Origin of the sequence: Brevundimonas sp. (assembly GCF_044239655.1) — a bacterium.
In the GTDB taxonomy this organism is placed as follows: Bacteria; Pseudomonadota; Alphaproteobacteria; order Caulobacterales; family Caulobacteraceae; genus Brevundimonas.
This window is the reverse complement of the sequence record NZ_JBIIAY010000021.1, coordinates 1-19,103: the sequence shown is the minus strand read 5'-3', so window position 1 is coordinate 19,103 and position 19,103 is coordinate 1. Positions and strand designations below refer to the sequence as shown.

Here is a 19,103-nt window from a genome sequence, read left to right as displayed (position 1 = left end):
CACGTCTGCGCTTTGGCGGGTCCACGAGCGACCCATCATGTCCTATCCCTATCCCGAGACCCTCCCGTCCAAGGCCTTTGACGCGCCCCGGATCCAGCTGGCCGGCACTGTCGACTACGCCATGTACGACAGCTTCCGCCGCCAGTTCGCCATGGTGCCGAACGAGGGGCTGGTCATTATCGAGCTGTCGACCCTGGGCGGCGATCCTGAGGTGGCGCGGATGATGGGCGAGGACGTGCGGTTTCATACCGAGATCACCCCCGGCCGCCGGCTGGTGTTCCTGGGCAAGGCGGCCATCTATTCGGCGGGTGCCACCTTCATGAGCTTTTTCGCCACCCCGAACCGCTATCTGACGCGTGGCACGCGGCTGATGATTCACGAGCGCAAGATGAACCGGACGCTTCAGGTCCAGGGCCCCCTGACCACCTGCATCGCCTCCATCAAGGCCGTGCTGCACGAGATCGAGCATTCGATCACCATCCAGAACGAGGGGTTCGAGAATCTGGTGCGGGGCTCCCAGATCACGATGGACGAGGTCCTCGAACGCGCGCCGGCGAACTGGTATCTGGAGGCCCAGGAAGCCAAGGCGCTGGGGATCATCCACGGCGTCATCTGATCCCGGACGGCCGCATGATCCTGTATTCCCACCCCTTCTCGTCCTACTGCCAGAAGGCGATCATCGCCCTGTACGAGAACGACACCCCGCACGAGGCGCGGCTGCTGGCGGATGCAGAGTCCATGGCGGCGCTGCAGGCGATCTGGCCGCGCCGGCAGTTTCCGGTGCTGGAGGACGAAGGGCGCGTGATCCCGGAGGCCACCTCGATCATCGAACACCTGGCCGTGCATCATCCGGGGCCGGTGGCGCTGATCCCGTCCGACCCGGCCGCCGCCGTCGAGGTGCGCATGATGGACCGGATCTTCGACAACCACGTGTCCAACGCCCAGCAGCGCATCATCTACAACGCCATTCGCCCCGAGGCCGAGCGCGACACCCGGATCGACAGCGAGGCGCGCACGGCGCTGGACCAGATCTATCCCTGGCTGGATGCCCGCATGGCGGGCCGGGAATGGGCGACGGACTATGGCTTCAGCCTGGCCGACTGTGCGGCGGCACCGGCCCTGTTCTACGCCGACTGGACCCACGCGATCCCCGATGACCTGATCCATCTGAAGGCCTATCGCGCCCGGTTGCTGGCCCGGCCGTCCATGGCGCGGGCGGTGGACGAAGCCCGGCCCTATCGCGACTATTTCCCGCTCGGCGCGCCCGATCGGGACTGATTGAGGAATTTATTCCTTCCTCGGCCTTGCGAGGGCGTTGCGGCGCACTACCTTTCGGACGGTCTTTGACATGTCGAGATGAGCACTGACGGCCCCGGTAGCACCGCGCAGTTTGGCGGTCTGTCCGACACGAGTACCTAACCCATTGAATTTACATACGGCCAATGGCGGTTTGGCGGTTTGGCGGCCTGTTTTTCGACCACCACCGCCACCGATCAACTTGGGCCCGGCTCCCCGTCCCTGAAGCGCCACTTCATGACCAGCACCCCCAGGGCCATGACGAAGGCACAGGCGTTGGAGACCACGATGGGCCAGGCCGAAGTCAGGACGCCGTAGGCGACCCATAGCACGAAACAGGTCACGGTCAGGGAGTAGGTCCGCAAACTGACCGAGGATGCATCCCGCTCCTTCCAGATCTTGATCATCTGGGGCGCGAAACTGACGATGGAACACAGGGCGGCAGCCGTGCCGACCACATTGGCGATCAGGTCGCTCATTTCGTGGACGCCGGCTTGCGGGTCTTGCGTTCGGCTGCCGGGGTCGCAGCCCTGGGCTGGGCTGCCTCAATGTCCTCGGCGCGGACGGCGGGCCTGCCCTTGATCGGCCGGGCCGGCTTGCCCGCCTGAACGTCCAGGCCGCGCTTCTCGACCTCCTCCAGGATCTTGTCGAGCTCGCGCTCGGTCAGGTGCTCGATGCCGATGAACCGCGCGTCGGCCTTCTTCACCGCATAGACCAGCTCATCCAGCTTGGCCTGCATGGCCGCCCCGTCGCGGTTCTGGGTATTCTGAATCAGGAACACCATCAGGAAGGTGATGATCGTCGTGCCGGTGTTGATGACCAGTTGCCAGGTCTCGCTGAACCTGAAGATCGGCCCCGACACCGCCCAGATCAGGACGATCCCCAGACAGGCGATGAAGGTCCATGGCTTGCCCGCGATCTTGGCCGTCAGGGTGGCGAAACGGACGAACAGCTTTTCCATGCGGCCCTAACGGTGCCGCTTGGCGACGGTTCCGGCCCACATCTTCCTTGCGGGAGAAGGACGGGTTCAGGCCGCGTTCGCCGCCCTCATCACCGGCGGAGCCGCCTGATCCAGCCGCTCCATCAGATAGGCCAGGTCATCGCGCGGCGCGTTCGGCCGCTGGGTCAGGAACCGTTCCAGCATCCGCTCGCGGAAGGCCTCGCCCGACGTATCCGCCCCCTCCGCCTGAAGTGCGCGCCAGGTGTCGACCCCGGCCCTATAGGCCTGGAACAGACGCGGCGGCAGTCCCGCCCGGTCGTACAGGGCCTTCAGCCCCAGCGGTCCGGCGTCGTGGATCATCAGCCAGGCCCGCGAATGCGGCGTGGACGTCAGCTCGGCCAGCCCGTGCTCGAACAGGGTCATCTGCCCCCGCGCCAGCGCCCGCAGCAGCAGCGACGCCGTCAGGGCCTTCCTGGCGTTCAGCTGCGCCACGAACCGGGGCAGGTCCTGGCTGGATGCCGCCTGATCGACCAGATCGACGGTGGCCCGTTCCCGCGCAAAGGTCGCCAGCCGGATCGCCGTCTCGGGTGCCACCGCATGACGGCTGACCAGATGCTCGCGCACCGCGTCGCTGGCCAGGGCGATCAGCTTCTCGGTGATGTCCAGCGGCAGGACCTGCCGATAGGCCAGGGCCGCCACGATCTCGGGCGTGTCGCCGAACCGGTCGATCGAGCGCGCCATCGCCCGCTCTGACAGGTCGGCGTTGTCGTTGGACGCCAGGGTCCGCACCGCCTGCTCGCAGCCGTCGACGCTGAGGGCCTCGGCGACGTCGCGCGACACCCTGGGCCGGGCCGCGATCGCGATCTGGCGCACGGCCGATCCCGCCTGGATGATCTCGATCAGGTCCTCGTCGGTGAAGACGGGCGAGAAGCCGATGATGGGCAGGGCGACGCTGTCCACGTCGGCCGCCAGCCGCCGCGCCACGTCATGGGGGATCAGGTCCGACGCCTTCAGCGTCACCGCCATGGAGCGTCGCACCAGTTCGGCCGCGTCATTGGCCAGCACCCTCAGGATTTTCTGCGCCGCCTCGCGGTCCTCGTCGGTCAGTTCGGCCCGGTCGATGGAGCGGCACAGCTTGTGCGCCGCCGCCGCCCGCTCGTCCTCGTCGGTCGCCTTGATCAGGCGACGGATATCCATGTCGGTCAGCCGGGCGCGGAAGGCGGTCATGGACGAACTCGTTTCAGGGAATCGGACGCTGAGGCGTCACCATCAGCCTGCCATGCTTAATGGCCGGTTTACTATCCGCCGCCCGCGCTGAATTCAGGCCGTGTCGGGTCCGGGCGAAAACGCCCCGCCGAAGCCCGACGATTTGCCGTCCTCGCCCTGCCCCAGCAGCATGGCCAGCAGGTTCTGGTTCTGCTTCAGCCGTTCCAGCCGCGCCGCCAGCATGATGTCGCGCTCCTGGTCGGTGGGCGGCGTCCGGGGCGCGCCCGTGACCGCCGCCGGAGCACCGTCGCCCACCGTCTTCTGCAGATTGGCGTGAACCTCGGCCACCGTCGCCGGCCGCCCGTCACGATAGAAGATCGAGCGGTTCGCCTGTGCCGCCTCCGGGAACAGGGCCGCCGCGCTCGATCCCGGACGCGAGCTCATCGCCTCCATCAGCCGCCCCGCGCCTGCGGGCCCCAGGAAGTGCGCCGCATACAGGTCGCCCGCCCCCGGCTCGCGACCGGTCCGTCCGCGTAGATAGGCGGCGTTCGAGGCCGTCAGCTCCGCCGCCATGGTCGATGCGGCCTGCGGATCGAACCTCAGGTCCATGACCACGTTTCGCGCCGAACCCTCGACCCGCCAGCGCCCGTCCGAGCCCCGATGGATCAGGTCGGCATACTGGCCGTATCCGTGCTTGGCGCCGGCCGACTTGACCGTGGCCAGCCAGGTCTGCTCGATGAACTGGAACAGCCCTGCCGCCGACGATGTCCGGGCCTTGGCCGACGGGTTCATCGAACTCTCGCGTCGGGCGGTCTTCATCAGGAAGTCGAAATCCACGCCGGTCGCATGGGACGCGCGCCGGATCGCCGCCTCCACGCCCCCTGCCGATGGAATCGCTCCGACTGTCATAATGGGCGGGAAGCTGACGGATCGTGGTTAACGGAACCTTAATATCGTGCCCCGGTGGCAGGCCTTCCAACTTACCGACGATAAGCTGAAACACCGCCGAAATCCCGCCACAAGCTGCGCGCGAACTTCGATGGTGGCGGGCCGGGGGCGGCTTCCAACGAGGGAGTTACGGCCATGATGATTAGAGCTGCCGGCGGACCGGGATTGATCAGCCCGCTCGACTACGGCGAGCGCAAGGGCTTCCGGTTCAACCGCAACACCTGGATCGCCATCGGGGTGGTGACCCTGGCCCATATCGGCGTCGGGGCGGCCATCTACTACCAGCGGTTCGAGGCCCCGGCCCAGCCGGAGTCCCCTCCCGGCAATCCGATCGACGTCACCATGATGACCCGGCCCCAGCCGCCGGTCGTCGATCCGATCGACGAGCCCAGGCCGGTTCCGCCGAACCTGCCGGTCCACATCTCGCCCATGCCCGTGCCCACCACCATCGAGACGATCGCGGCGATCCCCGGTCCGCGCACCGAATCGAACACCTTCACCATAGCTACTCCTGTGCCGGTGCCGACGCTCGATGCCACGCCGGCGCCGGTCGATCCGCCCCGGCCGCCCGCCGTCATCACCCGCCCCCGCTGGGCCAGCCAGCCCAGCGCAGCCCAGATGGAGCGGGCCTTCCCTCGCCGGGTGCTGACCGACGGCATCCCGGGCACGGCCTCGCTGAACTGCCTGGTCTCGGCCGCCGGAACGCTCAGCAACTGTTCGGTGGCGTCCGAAACGCCGCGCGGCCAGGGCTTCGGCCGCGCGGCCTCCAGCCTGACGCCCTTCTTCCGGATGAGCCCCGGAACCGTGGACGGTCAGGCGATCGACGGTGCCCGCGTCGCCTTCACCGTCCGCTTCGCCGTCAGCGAGTAAGGAACCGTCGGGGATCCAGGGCGGCGGCGTGGGGCGATCCCGCGCCCCCGTCCTGGATTTCGCCTTCGATCGCCTCGGCCACGACCCGGGCGACCAGCGGCCCCAGCAGCCACCCGTTCCGGCGCGGTGCCAGGGCCAGGTAGAGCCCCGGCTCACCGCTCGCCCCCGCCATCGGCAACCCGTCCGGTGTCGCCCCGCGTATACCCACCCGCCATTCGACCGGTCTGGCGACGGGCCGACCGAGAAGCTGCTCGGCCGCCTCGATCAGTTGCCGGCCCGCCGCCGCATCCGGCTCCAGATCCCGTCGTCCCGGCTCCATCGTCGCCCCGATCACCGCTCCCTCGCCCGACGGCGCGACATAGATGCCCAGCCCCCTCAGGACGGCGTCGGTCCGGTCCGGCACCGAACCGATCTGGCCCCGGATCGGCTGGATCCGGGCGATCAGCCGCGCGACCTCGGGCGGCAGGCCCGCCATCGGCTTCGACGCCCCCGTGGCCAGCACCAGGGTCCGCGCCTCGATCTCGCCCTGCCCCGTCGCGACCTTCCAGCCGTTGGCCGTGCGCGCCACCGAACCGACCCAGGCCTTGATGACCGGCCGGGCCAATGCCGACCGCATCGCCGCCAGTGCCGGGCCCGGCTCGATCAGCACATCCGACATGACCGAGACCCGACCCTCGTCGGTGACCGAGCCGGGCTGGATCTCCAACTGCTCGATGGCCTTGTTCATGGCCGTCGTCTGACGTCCGGCCCAGAAGGTCTTCGCCGGGTGGATCGCGATCCCCACACCTTTCGCAAATCCGTCCCAGATCGACCGCGCGTCCCGCATCAGCACGGCGCGCTCGGGTGTGACGCGATCCATGACGGCTTCCAGGATCGGCGCGATCATGCCCGCCGCGACAGACGAGGCGTTGGACACGCCCGTATCCACCACCCGCACGTCATGGCCCCGCCGCGTCAGCTCGACGGCGGTACACAGGCCCAGCACGCCTGCGCCGATGATCAGGATGTCGTTGGGGATGTTGTCGGACTGCGGCACGGGCGGTCCTTCGACCGCCCGCACTCCGATTTCAAGCCGTCAAAGCGTTCTCACGCCGAAACGGCCAGGGCCCCCTCGGCATTCAGCCGCTCGACCAGGGCCTCATGCTGCTTCCACAGGGTCTTCGGCAGGCGGTCGCCGAATTTCTCGTAGAACTCGGGGATCAGCGAGGCCTCCTCGCTCCACACCTGGGCGTCGACATCGAGCAACAGGTGCATATCCGCGTCCGACAGGCTCAGACCCGACAGGTCCAGCGCGTCGGGCGACGGCACCCGACCGACCGGCGTGTCGACCGCGCTGACCTCGCCGTCCAGACGGCCGGCGATCCATTTCAGGACCCGCGCATTGTCGCCGAAGCCCGGCCACACGAACTTGCCGTTCTCGTTCTTGCGGAACCAGTTGACGAAATAGATGCGCGGCAGCCTGGACTTGTCCGTCGCCTTTTCGCCCAGCTTCAGCCAGTGCGCGAAATAGTCGCCCATGTTGTAGCCACAGAAGGGCAGCATCGCGAACGGGTCGCGGCGCAGCTCGCCGATGGCATTCTCGGCCGCCGCCGTGCCTTCGGACGCCACGGTCGAGCCAAGGAACACCCCGTGCTCCCAGTCGAAGGCCTCGGTCACCAGCGGGACGGCCGAGGCGCGGCGTCCGCCGAACAGTATGGCGTCGATCGGCACCCCCTTGGGGTCCTCCCATTCGGGCGCGATCGTCGGGCACTGGGACGCCGGCGAAGCGAAGCGGGCGTTGGGGTGGGCCGCAGGCTCACCGGAGGCGGCGTCATAGGGCACGCCCTTCCAGGTCGTCATCCCCTCGGGCGCTTCGTCCGTCATGCCTTCCCACCAGACGTCGCCGTCAGCGGTCAGGGCGGTGTTGGTGAAGACGGTGTTGGACGCCAATGTGGTCATGGCGTTGGTGTTCGACTGATGGCTGGTCCCCGGCGCGACGCCGAAGAAGCCGGCCTCGGGGTTCACGGCATACAGGCGGCCGTCATCGCCGAAGCGCATCCAGGCGATGTCGTCGCCGACCGTCTCGGCCTTCCAGCCCGGCAGGGTCGGTTGCAGCATGGCCAGGTTGGTCTTGCCGCAGGCGCTGGGGAAGGCGGCGCAGACGTATTTCACCCGGCCCTTGGGATCCGTCAGCTTGAGGATCAGCATATGCTCGGCCAGCCAGCCCTCGTCGCGGGCCATGACCGAGGCGATGCGCAGCGCATAGCATTTCTTGCCCAGCAGGGCGTTGCCGCCGTAACCCGATCCGTAGGACCAGATTTCCCGCGTCTCGGGGAAATGGACGATCCATTTGTCGGCGTTGCACGGCCACGGCACATCGGCCTCGCCCGCCTTCAGCGGCGCGCCCAGGGTGTGGACGGCCGGCACGAACACGCCGTCGTCGCCCAGCACGTCCAGCGCCGCCTTGCCCATCCGGGTCATGATGCCCATCGACACGGCCACATATCCGCTGTCGGTGATCTCGACGCCGAGCGCACTGATCTTGGAGCCCAGCGGGCCCATCGAGAACGGCACGACATACATGGTCCGGCCGATCATGCAGCCGTCGAACAGCCCGCCCAGACGCGCCCGCATCTCGATCGGATCGGCCCAGTTGTTGGTCGGGCCGGCGTCCAGCGCATCCTCGGAACAGATGAAGGTGCGGCTCTCGACCCGCGCCACGTCGCGCGGATCGGACACGGCGTAATAGCTGCCGGGCTTCTTGACCGGGTCCAGCGCCTTCAGCGTGCCCCGGGCAATCAGGTCGGCGAGGATCGCGCTCTTCTCGGCCTCGGACCCGTCGCACCAGTGGACCCGGTCCGGCTTGGTCAGGGCGGCGATCTGCTCGACCCAGGCGATAAGTCGCTTATGGCGCGTGGGGGCCGGAAACAGGCCGGGAATCGCGACCGATTCGATCTCGAGTGCTGACAATCTGGTGCTCCTGAACCATCGGCCGGGCGCTCTTTGAACGGCGCCTCGGATACCCTGAAACGTAACATGACGTGATATTTCAGTTACAAAGACACGTCGGCGGACCTTGCGTCAACCGCCTGCACCCGGGGGATTCCGATGACACCGGTTTCCGCGAACAGACAGCGAGTTTGTGTCGCAGTCGGGCCTCACGCCCGCTAACGAGGACGGCATGAACACCCTCGACCCCGCGATGACCCGATCCGCGACGGCGCTGCATTCCCCCGCCGCCGAGCGGAACGCCGCCGCCATCCTCGCCGTCCTGCGCACCCATCTGCCCGCGCGGGGCCGGGTGCTGGAGATTGCCTCGGGCACGGGCCAGCATGCCCTCGCCTTCGCCAGTGCCCTGCCCGACATCGACTGGACCCCCACCGACCCCAGCGAAGACGCCCGCGCCAGCATCGCCGCCCATGCCGCCTCCGGCCCGCCGAACCTCAGGGACCCGCTACCGCTTGAGGCCGCCGACCTTGGGACCTGGCCGCCCGGCCCCCTGGACGCCGTCGTCTGCATCAACATGATCCACATCAGCCCCTGGGCCGCGACCGAAGGCCTCATGTCCGGGGCCGGCGCGGTGCTCGCCAATCCCGGCGGCCTGCTCGTCCTGTACGGTCCCTATGTCGAAGCGGACGTCCCCCTCGCCCCTTCCAATGCCGCCTTCGATGCCGACCTGAAGGCCCGCGACCCCGCTTGGGGACTGCGCGACCGGGACACCGTCGTCGGCCTGGCGAAATCGCACGGCCTGCACCTGACCCGCCGGGTCCCGATGCCCGCCAACAACATCATGCTGCTGTTCCGCCGCGCCTGAGCTATAGCGGACTGAATGACACCGGAGGACATCCCCATGAAAGCCGCCCTGATCGCCACCCTCGCCTTGGTCACCACCACCACGGCCACCCAGGCCCAGACCCCGCCCGCCTACGGTGAGCCGATCCGTCTCGAACTGGCCCAGGCCCTGATCGATCGCGCGGTCGAAGCCGCCGCTGCCCGCAATTTCCGCATGGCCGTCGCCGTCGTGGAACCGTCCGGGGAACTGGTCGCCTTCGTGCGCATGGACGACACCCAGTACGGCTCGATCTTCGTCGCGCAGAAGAAGGCCGCGACCTCCGCCCGCTACCGCCTCTCCACCCTGACGATGGAGGAGCGCACCCTGGCCGGCCGGACCGTCAGCCTGGCCAATGAGGACGCCCTGCCGATCGCCGGCGGCCTGCCCATCGTGGTGGACGGCCGGATCGTCGGTGCCATCGGTGTCTCGGGTGCCTCGGCCGCCGAGGACAACGAGATCGCCCTGGCCGCGCTCGCTCCCCGCGCGGACTGACCGGCACGCCGTTCGCAACCGTCAGGGATCGTCACTCGCGCCTGCGGCCCTGTCGGTTCAGCTTCGGGCTCCACGGGGGACCCGACGATGCCGAACCGAACCATCCACTGGGGCCTGATCACCCTGATCGCCGCAACTCTCGCAGCCGGTTCCGGGGCCCTGGCGCAGGACGGCCCGCGATCCGGCGGATGCGCGCCGTCCGACACGGCCTGTCGCCTCGACGGACTGGAGCGTCGCCTCGACTATCTGATCGACCTTATGGAGCGCCAGCGGCCGGATCGTCAGGGCGGCGGACGTTTCGGGCGGGCCATCGACATCCCCGTCAACCGGTCCTGCGGCGGCGGCTCCGACGGGTGTTCGACCCTTGCCGCCCGCCTGTGCAGCCAGGGCGGCTTCGCGCGCGGTGTCCCCGCCGAGACCATCCTCGGCACGTTCGGCGACACCACCCTGGTGCGCGCCACCTGCATGGATTGAGGGCCGGGCATTGACCTGATGGTCTGCGCGCGCGAGGGCAGGCCATGGCCCTGACCCGCACCTATGACGGCGACGAACCCGTCCGCCTGAACAAATTCATGGGCCAGTCCGGCCTGAGTTCCCGGCGCGAGGCCGACGCCCTGATCGCCGACGGCCTGATTTCGATCGACGGCGTGGTCGTGACCGACGCCGGCCGCAAGATCGAGCCCGGCCAGACCCTGACCCTGGCCGACCGCGCGACCGAGGCCCTGGCCGCCGGCATGACCATCCTGCTGCACAAGCCGACCGGCTTCGTCTCCGGTCAGCCCGAGCCGGACAAGACCCCCGCCGTCACCCTGATCCACGAAGCCAACCAAATCGGCGGCGGTCCGGTCCCGGACGAGAACGCCTCCCTGCCACCCATCGGCCGGCTGGACGAAGACTCGCGCGGTCTGCTGATCCTGTCGACCGACGGCGTCGTGGCCAAGGCCGTGATCGGTCCCGAAAGCGAGCTCGACAAGGAATACCTGGTCCGCGTCTCCGGCGACGTCACCGAACAGAAGCTCAAGACCCTCCGCTACGGCCTGCGCCTCGACGGCCGCCAGCTCAAACCCGCCCGCGTCAGCCGGATGGAGCAGCAACGTCTGAAATTCATCCTGCGCGAGGGCCGCAACCGCCAGATCCGCCGCATGTGCGAGATGGTCGATCTGGAAGTCACCGACCTCATCCGCATCCGCATCGGCCCCATCCGCCTCGACGGCCTCGAAGAAGGCCGTTGGCGTCACGCGACGCCGGAGGAACGCGCCGCGCTGGTGGGGTGAAGATGGATTCGACAGGCCGGTGCCCCCGATCCTCGCCCCGGCCGCGTTGAACCCCTATCTTCCCGACTCACATGCCCATCCGCCGCCTCCCGCCCGAGACCGTCAACCGCATCGCCGCCGGCGAGGTGGTCGAACGCCCGGCCAGCGCCATCAAGGAACTGGTCGAGAATGCGCTGGACGCCGGTGCCACCCGCATCGAGATCCAGGCCGACGGCGGCGGTCTCTCGCGCATCCTGATCGCCGACGACGGCCACGGCATGGCCCCGGACCAGCTGGCCCTCGCCGTCGAACGCCATGCGACGTCGAAGCTCGAACCCGACGACGCCGGCGACGTGGACCTGCTGCGCATCTCGACCCTCGGCTTCCGGGGCGAGGCCCTGCCCTCGATCGGCTCGGTCGCCCGCCTGACCATCACCAGCCGCTCCCCCGGTGGCGATGCGAATCAGATCACGGTCGAGGGCGGCGATCAGCGCGCGATAGCCCCCGCCGCCTTCCCCGGCCCCCACGGCGCCCGCGTCGAGGTCCGCGACCTGTTCTACGCCACGCCCGCCCGGCTGAAGTTCATGAAGTCGGAACGGTCCGAGGCCATGGCCATCTCCGACGAGATCAAGCGCCAGGCCATGGCGCATGAGGCCGTCGCCTTCACCCTCGACCTCGACGGCCGGACCACGCTTCGCCTGCCCGCCGAACACCCGGGCGACGAAGGCCGCCTCAAACGCCTCGCCGCCCTGCTGGGCCGCGACTTCGAGGCCAACGCCCTGCTGATCGATCAGGCGCGGGACAATGTCCGGCTGACCGGCTACGCGGGCCTGCCGACCTACAGTCGGGGCAATGCCGCCCACCAGTATCTGTTCGTCAACGGCCGCCCGGTGAAGGACCGCCTGCTGCAAGGGGCCCTGCGCGGCGCCTATGCCGACTTCCTCGCCCGCGACCGGCACCCGGCGGCGGTCCTGTTCCTCGACATCGACCCGCTCCATGTCGACGTGAACGTCCATCCGGCCAAGGCCGAGGTGCGGTTCCGCGACCCGGCCCTGGTGCGCGGCCTGATCGTCGGGGCCCTGAGACACGCCCTCGCCGCCGCCGGACACCGCGCCTCGACCACGGTCGCCGCCGATGCGCTTGCGGGGTTCACGCCCCATACCGGCTTCACGAGGTTCGAGGGGTCAGGGGTGAGGGGCGAGAGTCCGGGCGGCAGCGCCAGCGGCTGGTCCGGCTGGCAGGCCTGGGCGGCACCCGCCACCGCGAACGCCCAGATCATTCCCGGCCTCAATGAACATAGCGCCCGCGTCGAACCCGGCTTCGACGCCCTCGCCCCTCACCCCTCGCCCCTCGCCCCTTCAGACATCGACCACCCCCTCGGCGCCGCCCGCGCCCAGGTCCACGGCACCTATATCGTCGCCCAGACCCGCGACGGCATCGTCGTGGTCGATCAGCACGCCGCCCACGAACGGCTCGTCTACGAGAAGATGAAGGCCCAGATGGCCGCCGGATCCGTCGCCCGTCAGGCCCTGCTGACACCCGAGGTCGTCGAGCTCGACCCGTCCGAGGCCGACCGAGTCGCCTCGCGCGCCGACGAACTCGCCGAACTGGGCCTTATCGTCGAGGCCTTCGGCGCCGGTGCCGTCCTGGTCCGCGAGACCCCCGCCCTGCTCGGCGACACAGACGTGCAAGGGTTGATCCGCGACATCGCCGACGACCTGGCCGAACACGGCGCAGCGCTTGCCCTGTCCGAACGTCTGGCCGAGGTCTGCGGCACTATGGCCTGCCACGGCTCGGTCCGCGCCGGCCGCGTCCTCTCCGCCCCCGAGATGAACGCCCTGCTGCGCCAGATGGAAGCCACCCCCTACTCCGGCCAATGCAACCACGGCCGCCCCACCTATGTGGAGCTCAAGCTGGGGGATCTGGAAAAGCTGTTCGGGAGACGATGACCCCTCTCCCTCCCTTTCGGGGGAGGGTGGTCGAAGCGCAGCGAAGACCGGGTGGGAAGGGCAAGGCGAGTTCCGCGCCGTTGTGCCTTGCCGCCCCCACCCGGCGCACCGCGCCTGCCCTCCCCCGAGGGGGAGGGAGAAGCGTCAGGTCACCCTCAAGAACAGCACCCGCGCCGCGCCATAGTCCCGCGCATCCAGCCGCTCATACCCCGGCGTCTCGATCTCCGGCTCGCCCGACCCCCGCTCGAACACCACGATCGCGCCGGGCTTCAGCCAACCTCCCTCGACCAGACCGGCCAAGGCTTGCTCCCCCAGCCCCTTGCCATAGGGCGGATCCAGGAACGCCAGATCGAACGCCTCGCCATCCGAACCCGGCCGGAGCCCCAGGTCGGTCGCGCTGCGCCGATGCACCCGCACCCGACCGAGAAGGCCATAGGCGTCGGCGTTCTCGCGTATGACGCCCCGCGCCGCCTCGTCGGTCTCGACGAACAGGCCGAAGGTCGCCCCCCGGCTCATCGCCTCGAACCCCAATGCCCCCGATCCGGCGAACAGGTCGATGACCCGGATCCCGGACAGGCCCGGCGCCCAGGCCGCGTGTTCCAGCACGTTGAACACCGCCTGCCGCGCCCGATCCGAGGTCGGCCGCGTGCCCTGCCCCTCGGGCGCGAGGATGCTCCGGCCGCGCAGGGTTCCCGCCACGATCCGCATGGGTCAGCCGTCCGAGCGGGGTCCGCGCGGACCGCCGGGCTTGCCGCCGCCGGGCTTCATCCCCGACCGCCCCGAGGGCCGGGCCGGGCCGGAGCCTGTGGTGCGCGGCTTGAACTCACGTTTCGCGCCATCCCGCGCCGGCTTGTCATCCCGCGCCCAGGTCGAGGACTTGGGCCCGATAATCTTGTCCTCGCGCGGCTTGAACGGGCGCTTGGGCCGGTCATCCGCAGGCGCTTCGCCGTCCGGGCGGGCCCGGGGCGTGAAGGTCTTCTTGGGATGCTCGAACTTGGGCCCGGCCTTGGCCCAGCCGGCTTTCTTGGGCGGGCGGTTGGCGCGCTCGGTCGCCTGGGCCGTCGCCGTGCCGGCCGCACGGACCCGGCTGGGCTTCCTCGACGGATCGGAGATAGCCGAGCCGGACTTTCCGGTGACCAGCGGCATCCCGCCCCGACGACCGGGCACGGGCGCAGGCGTCTGGACCGCATTGCCCTCGGGCAGGTTCTCGGGCCGGATATGTTCGCCCAGCAGCTCACGGATCACGCGGGGGCCGACTTCCTCGACCGCACCGACCGGCAGCGTCCCCAGCTGGAACGGCCCATAGGCCAGTCGGATCAGCCGGTTGACCGTCAGGCCGATCGACTCCAGCACCTTCCTGACCTCGCGGTTCTTGCCCTCGCTGATCTGGACGCTGATCCACAGATTGGCGGACTGCAGCCCGTCCTCGTTGGTCTTGGCCTTGTCGATGGTGGCCAGGACCGGCCCATAGCGTTCGCCGTCGACCGTGACGCCGTCCTTCAGCGTATCCAGATCGGCCTGGGTGATCCGGCCCCGCGCCCGCGCCCGGTACTGACGCACCAGGGCCGTCGCCGGCAACTCCAGCGCCCGCGACAACTCCCCATCGTTGGTCAGCAGCAGCAGGCCCTCGGTATTGATGTCCAGCCGCCCGACGGACATCACCCGCGGCAACCCGGCCGGCAGGCTGTCGAACACGGTCGGCCGCCCGCCCGGATCGTTGTGCGAGGTCAGCAGCCCGACGGGCTTGTTGTAGCGCCACACCCGCGTGGCCTGCACCGCCGCGATCGGCTTGCCGTCCACGGTGATGACGTCGTCGCGCGTCACCAGGGTCGCCGGCGTGTCCAGGATGCGGCCGTTGACCGCCACCTTGCCCAGGCCGATCAGCCGCTCGACCTCGCGCCGCGACGCGATCCCGGCGCGGGCCATGGCCTTGGCGATCCGCTCGCTGCGCTTGGGCTCCTCCGGCGTCTTGGCGGCGAACTTGCCGCCCGGCTTGTCGGCCCCCGGTCTGTCGGAGCGCGGCGAGGCCTTGGCGTCGTCGGAGTAGCGCTTGCCCTTGATCGGCTTCTCCGGCCGCGCGCCCTTGTCGGCGGCATAGGATCGCCCCGTACCGGCACCGGGCCGGGCCTGCGCGCCGCGCGTGGTCTTGCCCTCGCTGGCGGTGAAGGCAGCGCTCGCCGAGCCGGGACGCGCGGCCCCGCTTTTCGGGCGATCGCCGGGCTTGTGCGGACGCAGCCCTTGACTGGGGCTGGGCTTCTTGTCGTTGTCGTCGGGATGGCGGGCCATGATGAGCGGTTCATGCGCATGGCGATGGCCTTGGCGCAAGCGGCGGCGGACGCAGGCGAGGTTCCTGTCGGCTGCGTGATCGTCGACGAGACCACCGGCGAGGTGGTGTCACAGGGTGCCAACGGCCCCGTCGGGTCCTGCGATCCCACGGCCCACGCCGAGATCGTCGCCCTGCGCCGGGCGGCCCAGGCCACCGCAAACTACCGCCTCACCGGCCTGACACTCTATGTAACGCTGGAGCCCTGCGCCATGTGCGCCGGGGCCATCAGCCACGCCCGAATCGGCCGCGTCGTCTGGGCCGCCGACGACGCAAAGGGCGGCGCCGTCGTCCACGGCCCCCGCCTGTTCGAGCAACCGACCTGCCACTGGCGGCCCCAGGTCGAGGGCGGACTGCTGGCCGAGGAGTCTGCGACGGCCCTTCGCGACTTCTTCCGCGCCCGTCGCGCCGGAACAGCAAGGCTTGCCGAACGTTGACCGCGCCATGACCCTTCGCCTCATTCTCGCCGGCGCGCTCGCCGTCCCCGTCCTCGCCGGCTGCGGCCCCGACCAGAGCGAGGCCCCCACCGACAGCGCCGCCGTCGAGGCCCGCGCCATCGAGGCCCAGACGACGCGTCGCCGCACGGGCGCAGAGATCCAGGAGCGGGCCATGAGCCGCGTCATCCGCACCGTCTATCTGTGCGAGAACGGAGAGCGACTGTCGGTCGACTTCGACAACCCCCGCTCCATGGCGACTGTCCGCAACGCGCGCGGCGAGGCCATCGACCTGTTCCAGGAACGCACCGCCGACGGCCTCTGGTACAAGGCCAGCGCCTATGAACTGCGCGGCAAGGGCCTGATGGCGACCTGGACCGCCGACGGCGCCCCAGCCACCACCTGCCGCGCGGTGGACTGAGCCCTCAGCCGAACGCCGCCAGACGCCGGTCCAGCCGGTCGCGGACCTCGGGCCAGTCCTCGTCAAGGACAGCGAACAGGGCCGTGTCGCGGATCCGTCCCGTCCAGGTGATCTTGTGCTTACGCAACACGCCCTCGTCCCGGGCCCCCAGCTTGCGGATCGCGGCCTGGCTTTGGGGATTGATCGCGTCCGTCAGGATCTCGACCCGCACCGCTCCGGCGTCGAACGCATGGCCGAGCAACAGGCGCTTGCAGGCCGGATTGATCGCCCCGCCGCGCGCCTCGGGCCGATAGAAGGTCGCCCCGATCTCGCAGCGACGGTGCTCGGGCTTGATCTCGTACAGACTGGTCGTGCCGACGATCACGTCATCAGACGCCCGACGCACGGCCCAGGCGACCTTGGTGCCCTTCTCCATGTCGATCAGAGCCGAGTCGAAGAAGGCGTCGAACCGTTCGCCACAGGCGCTGCCCACCATCAGAGCCCATGCCTCGGGATCACAGTTCAGCGCCGCCCGCAAAGGCTCCCGAAGCACGTCCGATAGGGGCTCCAGACGGACGACGTGTCCGTCCTCGAGGCCCTGGACCGCGATCTTCACGCCGCGCCCTGCTCGCGCAGGAAGGCTGTCAGGTCGGCCGCATCCACCGTCTTCTCGACGAAGGCGTCGCCGATCGACCGGGCCAGCACCAGCGTCACCCGCCCGCCCTCGGCCTTCTTGTCCCCCGCCATCCGGGCCAGCAGGGCCTCGGCCTCGAACGCGCCCGCCTGTTCCAGCCGCGTCGGCAGCCCCGCCGCCGCGACCACCGTCTCGACCCGCGCGACGTCCTCGCCCGCGCACAGCCCCGCCCGCGCCGAATACCGGAACGCCAGCACGCACCCCAGCGCCACCGCCTCGCCGTGCGCCAGCGCCGCCTCCTCAAAGCCCAGTTCGGCCTCGACCGCATGGCCAAATGTGTGCCCCAGGTTCAGCAGCGCCCGCCGTCCCGATTCACGCTCGTCCTCGCCGACGATGGCGCTCTTGATCTCGACCGAGCGGATCACCGCCCGCTCCAGCGCCGCCGGATCGCCCGTCGCCCCGCCTGCCCCTTCGCCCGCCAGCCAGTCGAAGAAGTCCGCGTCGCAGATCAGCCCGTGCTTCAGCACCTCGGCCCACCCCGACCTCAACTGCACCGGTGGCAGGGTGCCCAGCACATCGATGTCGGCCAGCACCAACCTGGGCTGGTGAAACGCCCCGACCAGGTTCTTGCCGCGCGGCGTGTCGATCGCCGTCTTTCCGCCTACGGACGAATCCACCTGGGCCAGCAGGGTCGTCGGCACCTGCACGAAGTCGATGCCGCGCATGTAGAGCGCCGCCGCCAGCCCCGCGAGATCGCCCACGACCCCGCCGCCCAGCGCGACCACCACGTCCTTGCGATCCAGCCCGATGGCCAGCAGGGCGTCCAGCACCCGCTCCAGCTCGGCGAAGGACTTCGACCCCTCGCCCGGCGGCACGGTCACCATCTGCGTGGCCACCCCCGCCGCCTCCAGTGAGGCCGTCAACGCCGGGCCGTGCAAGGCCGCCACCGTCTCGTCGCTGACGATCACCGTGCGTCCCCGCGCGAACGGCGCGATCCGGCCGCCCGCCTGCGCCAGCAGCCCGCGCCCAACCACCACCTCATAGGGCGCGAAACCTGCCCCACCGACCCGGATCGCGGTCATGCCGAGGTCTCCGTCGTCTGCCGGTACTGTTCCAGCGCCCTGATGATCGCCTCCACCGCCTCGGCATGGGCCCCGCCGCCGACGTCGACGGTCACATGGGCCTCGCCATAGACGGGGTAACGGACCTGGGCCATTTCGGACAGTGCCTCATAGGCGTCCTTGCCGCGCAGCAATGGACGGGTGTCGCGCCGCTGCACCCGCGCCGCCACGACCTTCAGATCGGCCCTCAGCCACACCATGGTCGCCCGGTCCTTGAGCAACGCCCGCGTCTCGTCATTCAGCACCGCCCCGCCCCCGGTCGCCAGCACGATCGGCGGCCCCTCCAGCAGACGTCGCATCACCCGTGCCTCGCCCTCGCGAAACGCCGTCTCGCCCATGGTCGCAAAGATCTCGGACACCGACATCCCCGCCGCCTGTTCGATCTCGTCGTCGCCGTCGGCGAAGGGCAGCCCCAGCCGCGCCGCCAGACGTCTGCCCACGGTCGATTTCCCCACGCCCATCAACCCGACCAGGGCTATGGTGCGGCTCTGCAACAACTGGGATTCGGCGGAGAGAGGCATGACGGATCAACCCTCTACACGATGCGCCAGCGCTCGCCAGAGCCTGAAAACCTGCGCCGTGCCATGAGCGGCCCTGTCAGTTCGCCCCAGGTCGAGGCCTTCCTGGAGATGATGGCGGTCGAGCGCGACGCCTCGCCCCACACCCTGTCGGCCTATGCCCGCGACCTCGCCGATGCGGAAGCCACCCTGCCCCCCGGCGGCCTGCTCAAGGCCGACGAGGCCGCGATCGAGGCCTGGTTCGCCTCCCTGTCCACGCGCGGCCTGTCGGCGGCGACGGCGGCGCGCAGGCGTTCGGCCGTGCGCCAGTTCTACCGGTTCGCCCTGGGCGAAGGCTGGCGCACCGACGATCCATCGCGCCGCATCGACGCCCCGAAACAGGGCCGCCCCCTGCCCCGCACCCTGTCGCGCGAGGAGGTCGAACGGCTGCTGGCCGCCTCCGCCGCGCGCGAGGACGGAGGCCGGGAGCGCATGCTGGCCCTGGTCGAGATGGCCTATGCCTCGGGCCTGCGCGTCTCCGAACTGCTGGCCTTGAAGGTCGAGGCCGTGCGCCGCGACCCCGCCTGGCTGATCGTCCGGGGCAAGGGCGGCAAGGAACGCCTCGCCCCACTGAACACGGCGGCGCGCGAGGCCATCACCGCCTGGCTGGCGATCCGCGAGGCGCGTCGCCCAACTTCTAAATCCGGCGCGAAGGCCCCCGACAGCCCCTGGCTGTTCCCGTCACGCGGCGCATCCGGCCACCTGACCCCCCGCCGCTTCGCCCAGATGCTGGATCAGGCCGCCATCGACGCGAACATCGACCCCGCCCGCGTCAGCCCCCACGTCCTGCGCCACGCCTTCGCCACCCATCTGCTGGAGGGCGGCGCCGACCTCCGCGTCGTCCAGACCCTCCTAGGCCACGCCGACAT

Annotated in this window: 22 protein-coding genes; 11 read left to right on the top strand and 11 right to left on the bottom strand. The window is 69.8% G+C overall.

From position 1 onward, the window contains the following. The first annotated feature begins 37 nt into the window (after nucleotides 1-37). Nucleotides 38-616 (top strand): ATP-dependent Clp protease proteolytic subunit, encoded by a 579-nt coding sequence (locus ACILQR_RS04565; protein ID WP_271146881.1) that lies wholly within the window; start codon nucleotides 38-40, stop codon nucleotides 614-616. Nucleotides 617-630: 14 nt separating this feature from the next. After that, complete coding sequence (locus ACILQR_RS04560; RefSeq protein WP_395650304.1) at nucleotides 631-1,278, top strand: glutathione S-transferase family protein; 648 nt, start codon at nucleotides 631-633, stop codon at nucleotides 1,276-1,278. 215 nt (nucleotides 1,279-1,493) lie between these two features. Here the strand turns inward: ACILQR_RS04560 and ACILQR_RS04555 are convergent, their stop codons facing one another. From ACILQR_RS04555 to ACILQR_RS04540, 4 genes are all read right to left on the bottom strand, one after another. Then, nucleotides 1,494-1,775: a SemiSWEET family sugar transporter gene (locus ACILQR_RS04555; RefSeq protein ID WP_395650303.1), complete on the bottom strand. Its 282-nt coding sequence runs from the start codon at nucleotides 1,773-1,775 to the stop codon at nucleotides 1,494-1,496. Next, nucleotides 1,772-2,257 (bottom strand): low affinity iron permease family protein, encoded by a 486-nt coding sequence (locus ACILQR_RS04550; RefSeq protein WP_395650302.1) that lies wholly within the window; start codon nucleotides 2,255-2,257, stop codon nucleotides 1,772-1,774. Before ACILQR_RS04550 ends, ACILQR_RS04555 begins: the two co-directional genes overlap by 4 nt. Nucleotides 2,258-2,323: 66 nt before the next feature. After that, complete coding sequence (locus tag ACILQR_RS04545; RefSeq protein ID WP_395650301.1) at nucleotides 2,324-3,463, bottom strand: DUF2336 domain-containing protein; 1,140 nt, start codon at nucleotides 3,461-3,463, stop codon at nucleotides 2,324-2,326. A 93-nt stretch (nucleotides 3,464-3,556) separates the two neighbouring features. Further along, the gene (locus tag ACILQR_RS04540) at nucleotides 3,557-4,351 is read right to left on the bottom strand and encodes a transglycosylase SLT domain-containing protein (RefSeq protein ID WP_395650300.1); all 795 of its coding nucleotides are present in this window, start codon (nucleotides 4,349-4,351) and stop codon (nucleotides 3,557-3,559) included. 174 nt (nucleotides 4,352-4,525) lie between these two features. Between ACILQR_RS04540 and ACILQR_RS04535 the strand changes: the two genes are divergently transcribed. Beyond that, nucleotides 4,526-5,260: a TonB family protein gene (locus ACILQR_RS04535; protein WP_395650299.1), complete on the top strand. Its 735-nt coding sequence runs from the start codon at nucleotides 4,526-4,528 to the stop codon at nucleotides 5,258-5,260. Here the strand turns inward: ACILQR_RS04535 and ACILQR_RS04530 are convergent. Beyond that, nucleotides 5,250-6,296 carry an NAD(P)/FAD-dependent oxidoreductase gene (locus ACILQR_RS04530; RefSeq protein WP_395650298.1) on the bottom strand — a complete coding sequence of 349 codons (1,047 nt, stop codon included), beginning with the start codon at nucleotides 6,294-6,296 and terminating at the stop codon, nucleotides 5,250-5,252. The genes ACILQR_RS04535 and ACILQR_RS04530 overlap by 11 nt on opposite strands. Nucleotides 6,297-6,346: 50 nt before the next feature. After that, nucleotides 6,347-8,194, bottom strand: coding sequence for a phosphoenolpyruvate carboxykinase (GTP) (locus ACILQR_RS04525; RefSeq protein ID WP_395650315.1), 1,848 nt, complete (start codon nucleotides 8,192-8,194; stop codon nucleotides 6,347-6,349). A gap of 226 nt (nucleotides 8,195-8,420) precedes the next feature. Between ACILQR_RS04525 and ACILQR_RS04520 the strand changes: the two genes are divergently transcribed. From ACILQR_RS04520 to mutL, 5 genes are all read left to right on the top strand, one after another. Next, nucleotides 8,421-9,053 (top strand): DUF938 domain-containing protein, encoded by a 633-nt coding sequence (locus ACILQR_RS04520; RefSeq protein ID WP_395650297.1) that lies wholly within the window; start codon nucleotides 8,421-8,423, stop codon nucleotides 9,051-9,053. 36 nt (nucleotides 9,054-9,089) lie between these two features. After that, on the top strand, nucleotides 9,090-9,563 hold the full coding sequence (locus ACILQR_RS04515; protein ID WP_271144141.1) for a heme-binding protein: 474 nt from the start codon (nucleotides 9,090-9,092) through the stop codon (nucleotides 9,561-9,563). 87 nt (nucleotides 9,564-9,650) lie between these two features. Next, complete coding sequence (locus ACILQR_RS04510) at nucleotides 9,651-10,037, top strand: hypothetical protein (RefSeq protein ID WP_271144140.1); 387 nt, start codon at nucleotides 9,651-9,653, stop codon at nucleotides 10,035-10,037. A gap of 44 nt (nucleotides 10,038-10,081) precedes the next feature. Further along, a complete protein-coding gene (locus ACILQR_RS04505; protein WP_395650296.1) occupies nucleotides 10,082-10,837 on the top strand; it encodes a pseudouridine synthase in 756 nt (251 codons plus the stop codon). A gap of 71 nt (nucleotides 10,838-10,908) precedes the next feature. Beyond that, the gene (mutL, locus tag ACILQR_RS04500) at nucleotides 10,909-12,765 is read left to right on the top strand and encodes a DNA mismatch repair endonuclease MutL (protein ID WP_395650295.1); all 1,857 of its coding nucleotides are present in this window, start codon (nucleotides 10,909-10,911) and stop codon (nucleotides 12,763-12,765) included. Nucleotides 12,766-12,909: 144 nt separating this feature from the next. Here mutL and rsmD read toward each other — a convergent pair whose 3' ends face one another. Both rsmD and ACILQR_RS04490 read right to left on the bottom strand, forming a co-directional pair. After that, nucleotides 12,910-13,473: a 16S rRNA (guanine(966)-N(2))-methyltransferase RsmD gene (gene rsmD, locus ACILQR_RS04495; RefSeq protein WP_395650294.1), complete on the bottom strand. Its 564-nt coding sequence runs from the start codon at nucleotides 13,471-13,473 to the stop codon at nucleotides 12,910-12,912. Between the two features lie 3 nt (nucleotides 13,474-13,476). Next, on the bottom strand, nucleotides 13,477-15,051 hold the full coding sequence (locus ACILQR_RS04490; RefSeq protein WP_395650293.1) for a pseudouridine synthase: 1,575 nt from the start codon (nucleotides 15,049-15,051) through the stop codon (nucleotides 13,477-13,479). Nucleotides 15,052-15,063: 12 nt separating this feature from the next. Here ACILQR_RS04490 and tadA point away from each other — a divergent pair, with 12 nt between their 5' ends. Next, on the top strand, nucleotides 15,064-15,525 hold the full coding sequence (gene tadA / locus ACILQR_RS04485; RefSeq protein ID WP_395650292.1) for a tRNA adenosine(34) deaminase TadA: 462 nt from the start codon (nucleotides 15,064-15,066) through the stop codon (nucleotides 15,523-15,525). Nucleotides 15,526-15,532: 7 nt separating this feature from the next. Then, nucleotides 15,533-15,943 (top strand): MliC family protein, encoded by a 411-nt coding sequence (locus tag ACILQR_RS04480; RefSeq protein WP_395650291.1) that lies wholly within the window; start codon nucleotides 15,533-15,535, stop codon nucleotides 15,941-15,943. A gap of 4 nt (nucleotides 15,944-15,947) precedes the next feature. On the opposite strand, the gene ACILQR_RS04475 is transcribed toward ACILQR_RS04480, so the two are convergent. The 3 genes from ACILQR_RS04475 to ACILQR_RS04465 are packed head-to-tail and all read right to left on the bottom strand — an operon-like array spanning nucleotide 15,948 to nucleotide 18,198. Then, nucleotides 15,948-16,538: a GNAT family N-acetyltransferase gene (locus tag ACILQR_RS04475; protein ID WP_395650290.1), complete on the bottom strand. Its 591-nt coding sequence runs from the start codon at nucleotides 16,536-16,538 to the stop codon at nucleotides 15,948-15,950. After that, nucleotides 16,535-17,638, bottom strand: coding sequence for a 3-dehydroquinate synthase (gene aroB, locus ACILQR_RS04470; protein ID WP_395650289.1), 1,104 nt, complete (start codon nucleotides 17,636-17,638; stop codon nucleotides 16,535-16,537). The genes ACILQR_RS04475 and aroB overlap by 4 nt, the downstream gene beginning before the upstream one ends. Then, the gene (locus tag ACILQR_RS04465; protein WP_395650288.1) at nucleotides 17,635-18,198 is read right to left on the bottom strand and encodes a shikimate kinase; all 564 of its coding nucleotides are present in this window, start codon (nucleotides 18,196-18,198) and stop codon (nucleotides 17,635-17,637) included. Before ACILQR_RS04465 ends, aroB begins: the two co-directional genes overlap by 4 nt. A gap of 63 nt (nucleotides 18,199-18,261) precedes the next feature. Here ACILQR_RS04465 and ACILQR_RS04460 point away from each other — a divergent pair. Continuing rightward, a partial coding sequence (locus tag ACILQR_RS04460; protein ID WP_395650287.1) for a tyrosine recombinase occupies nucleotides 18,262-19,103 on the top strand: 842 nt, incomplete at its 3' end.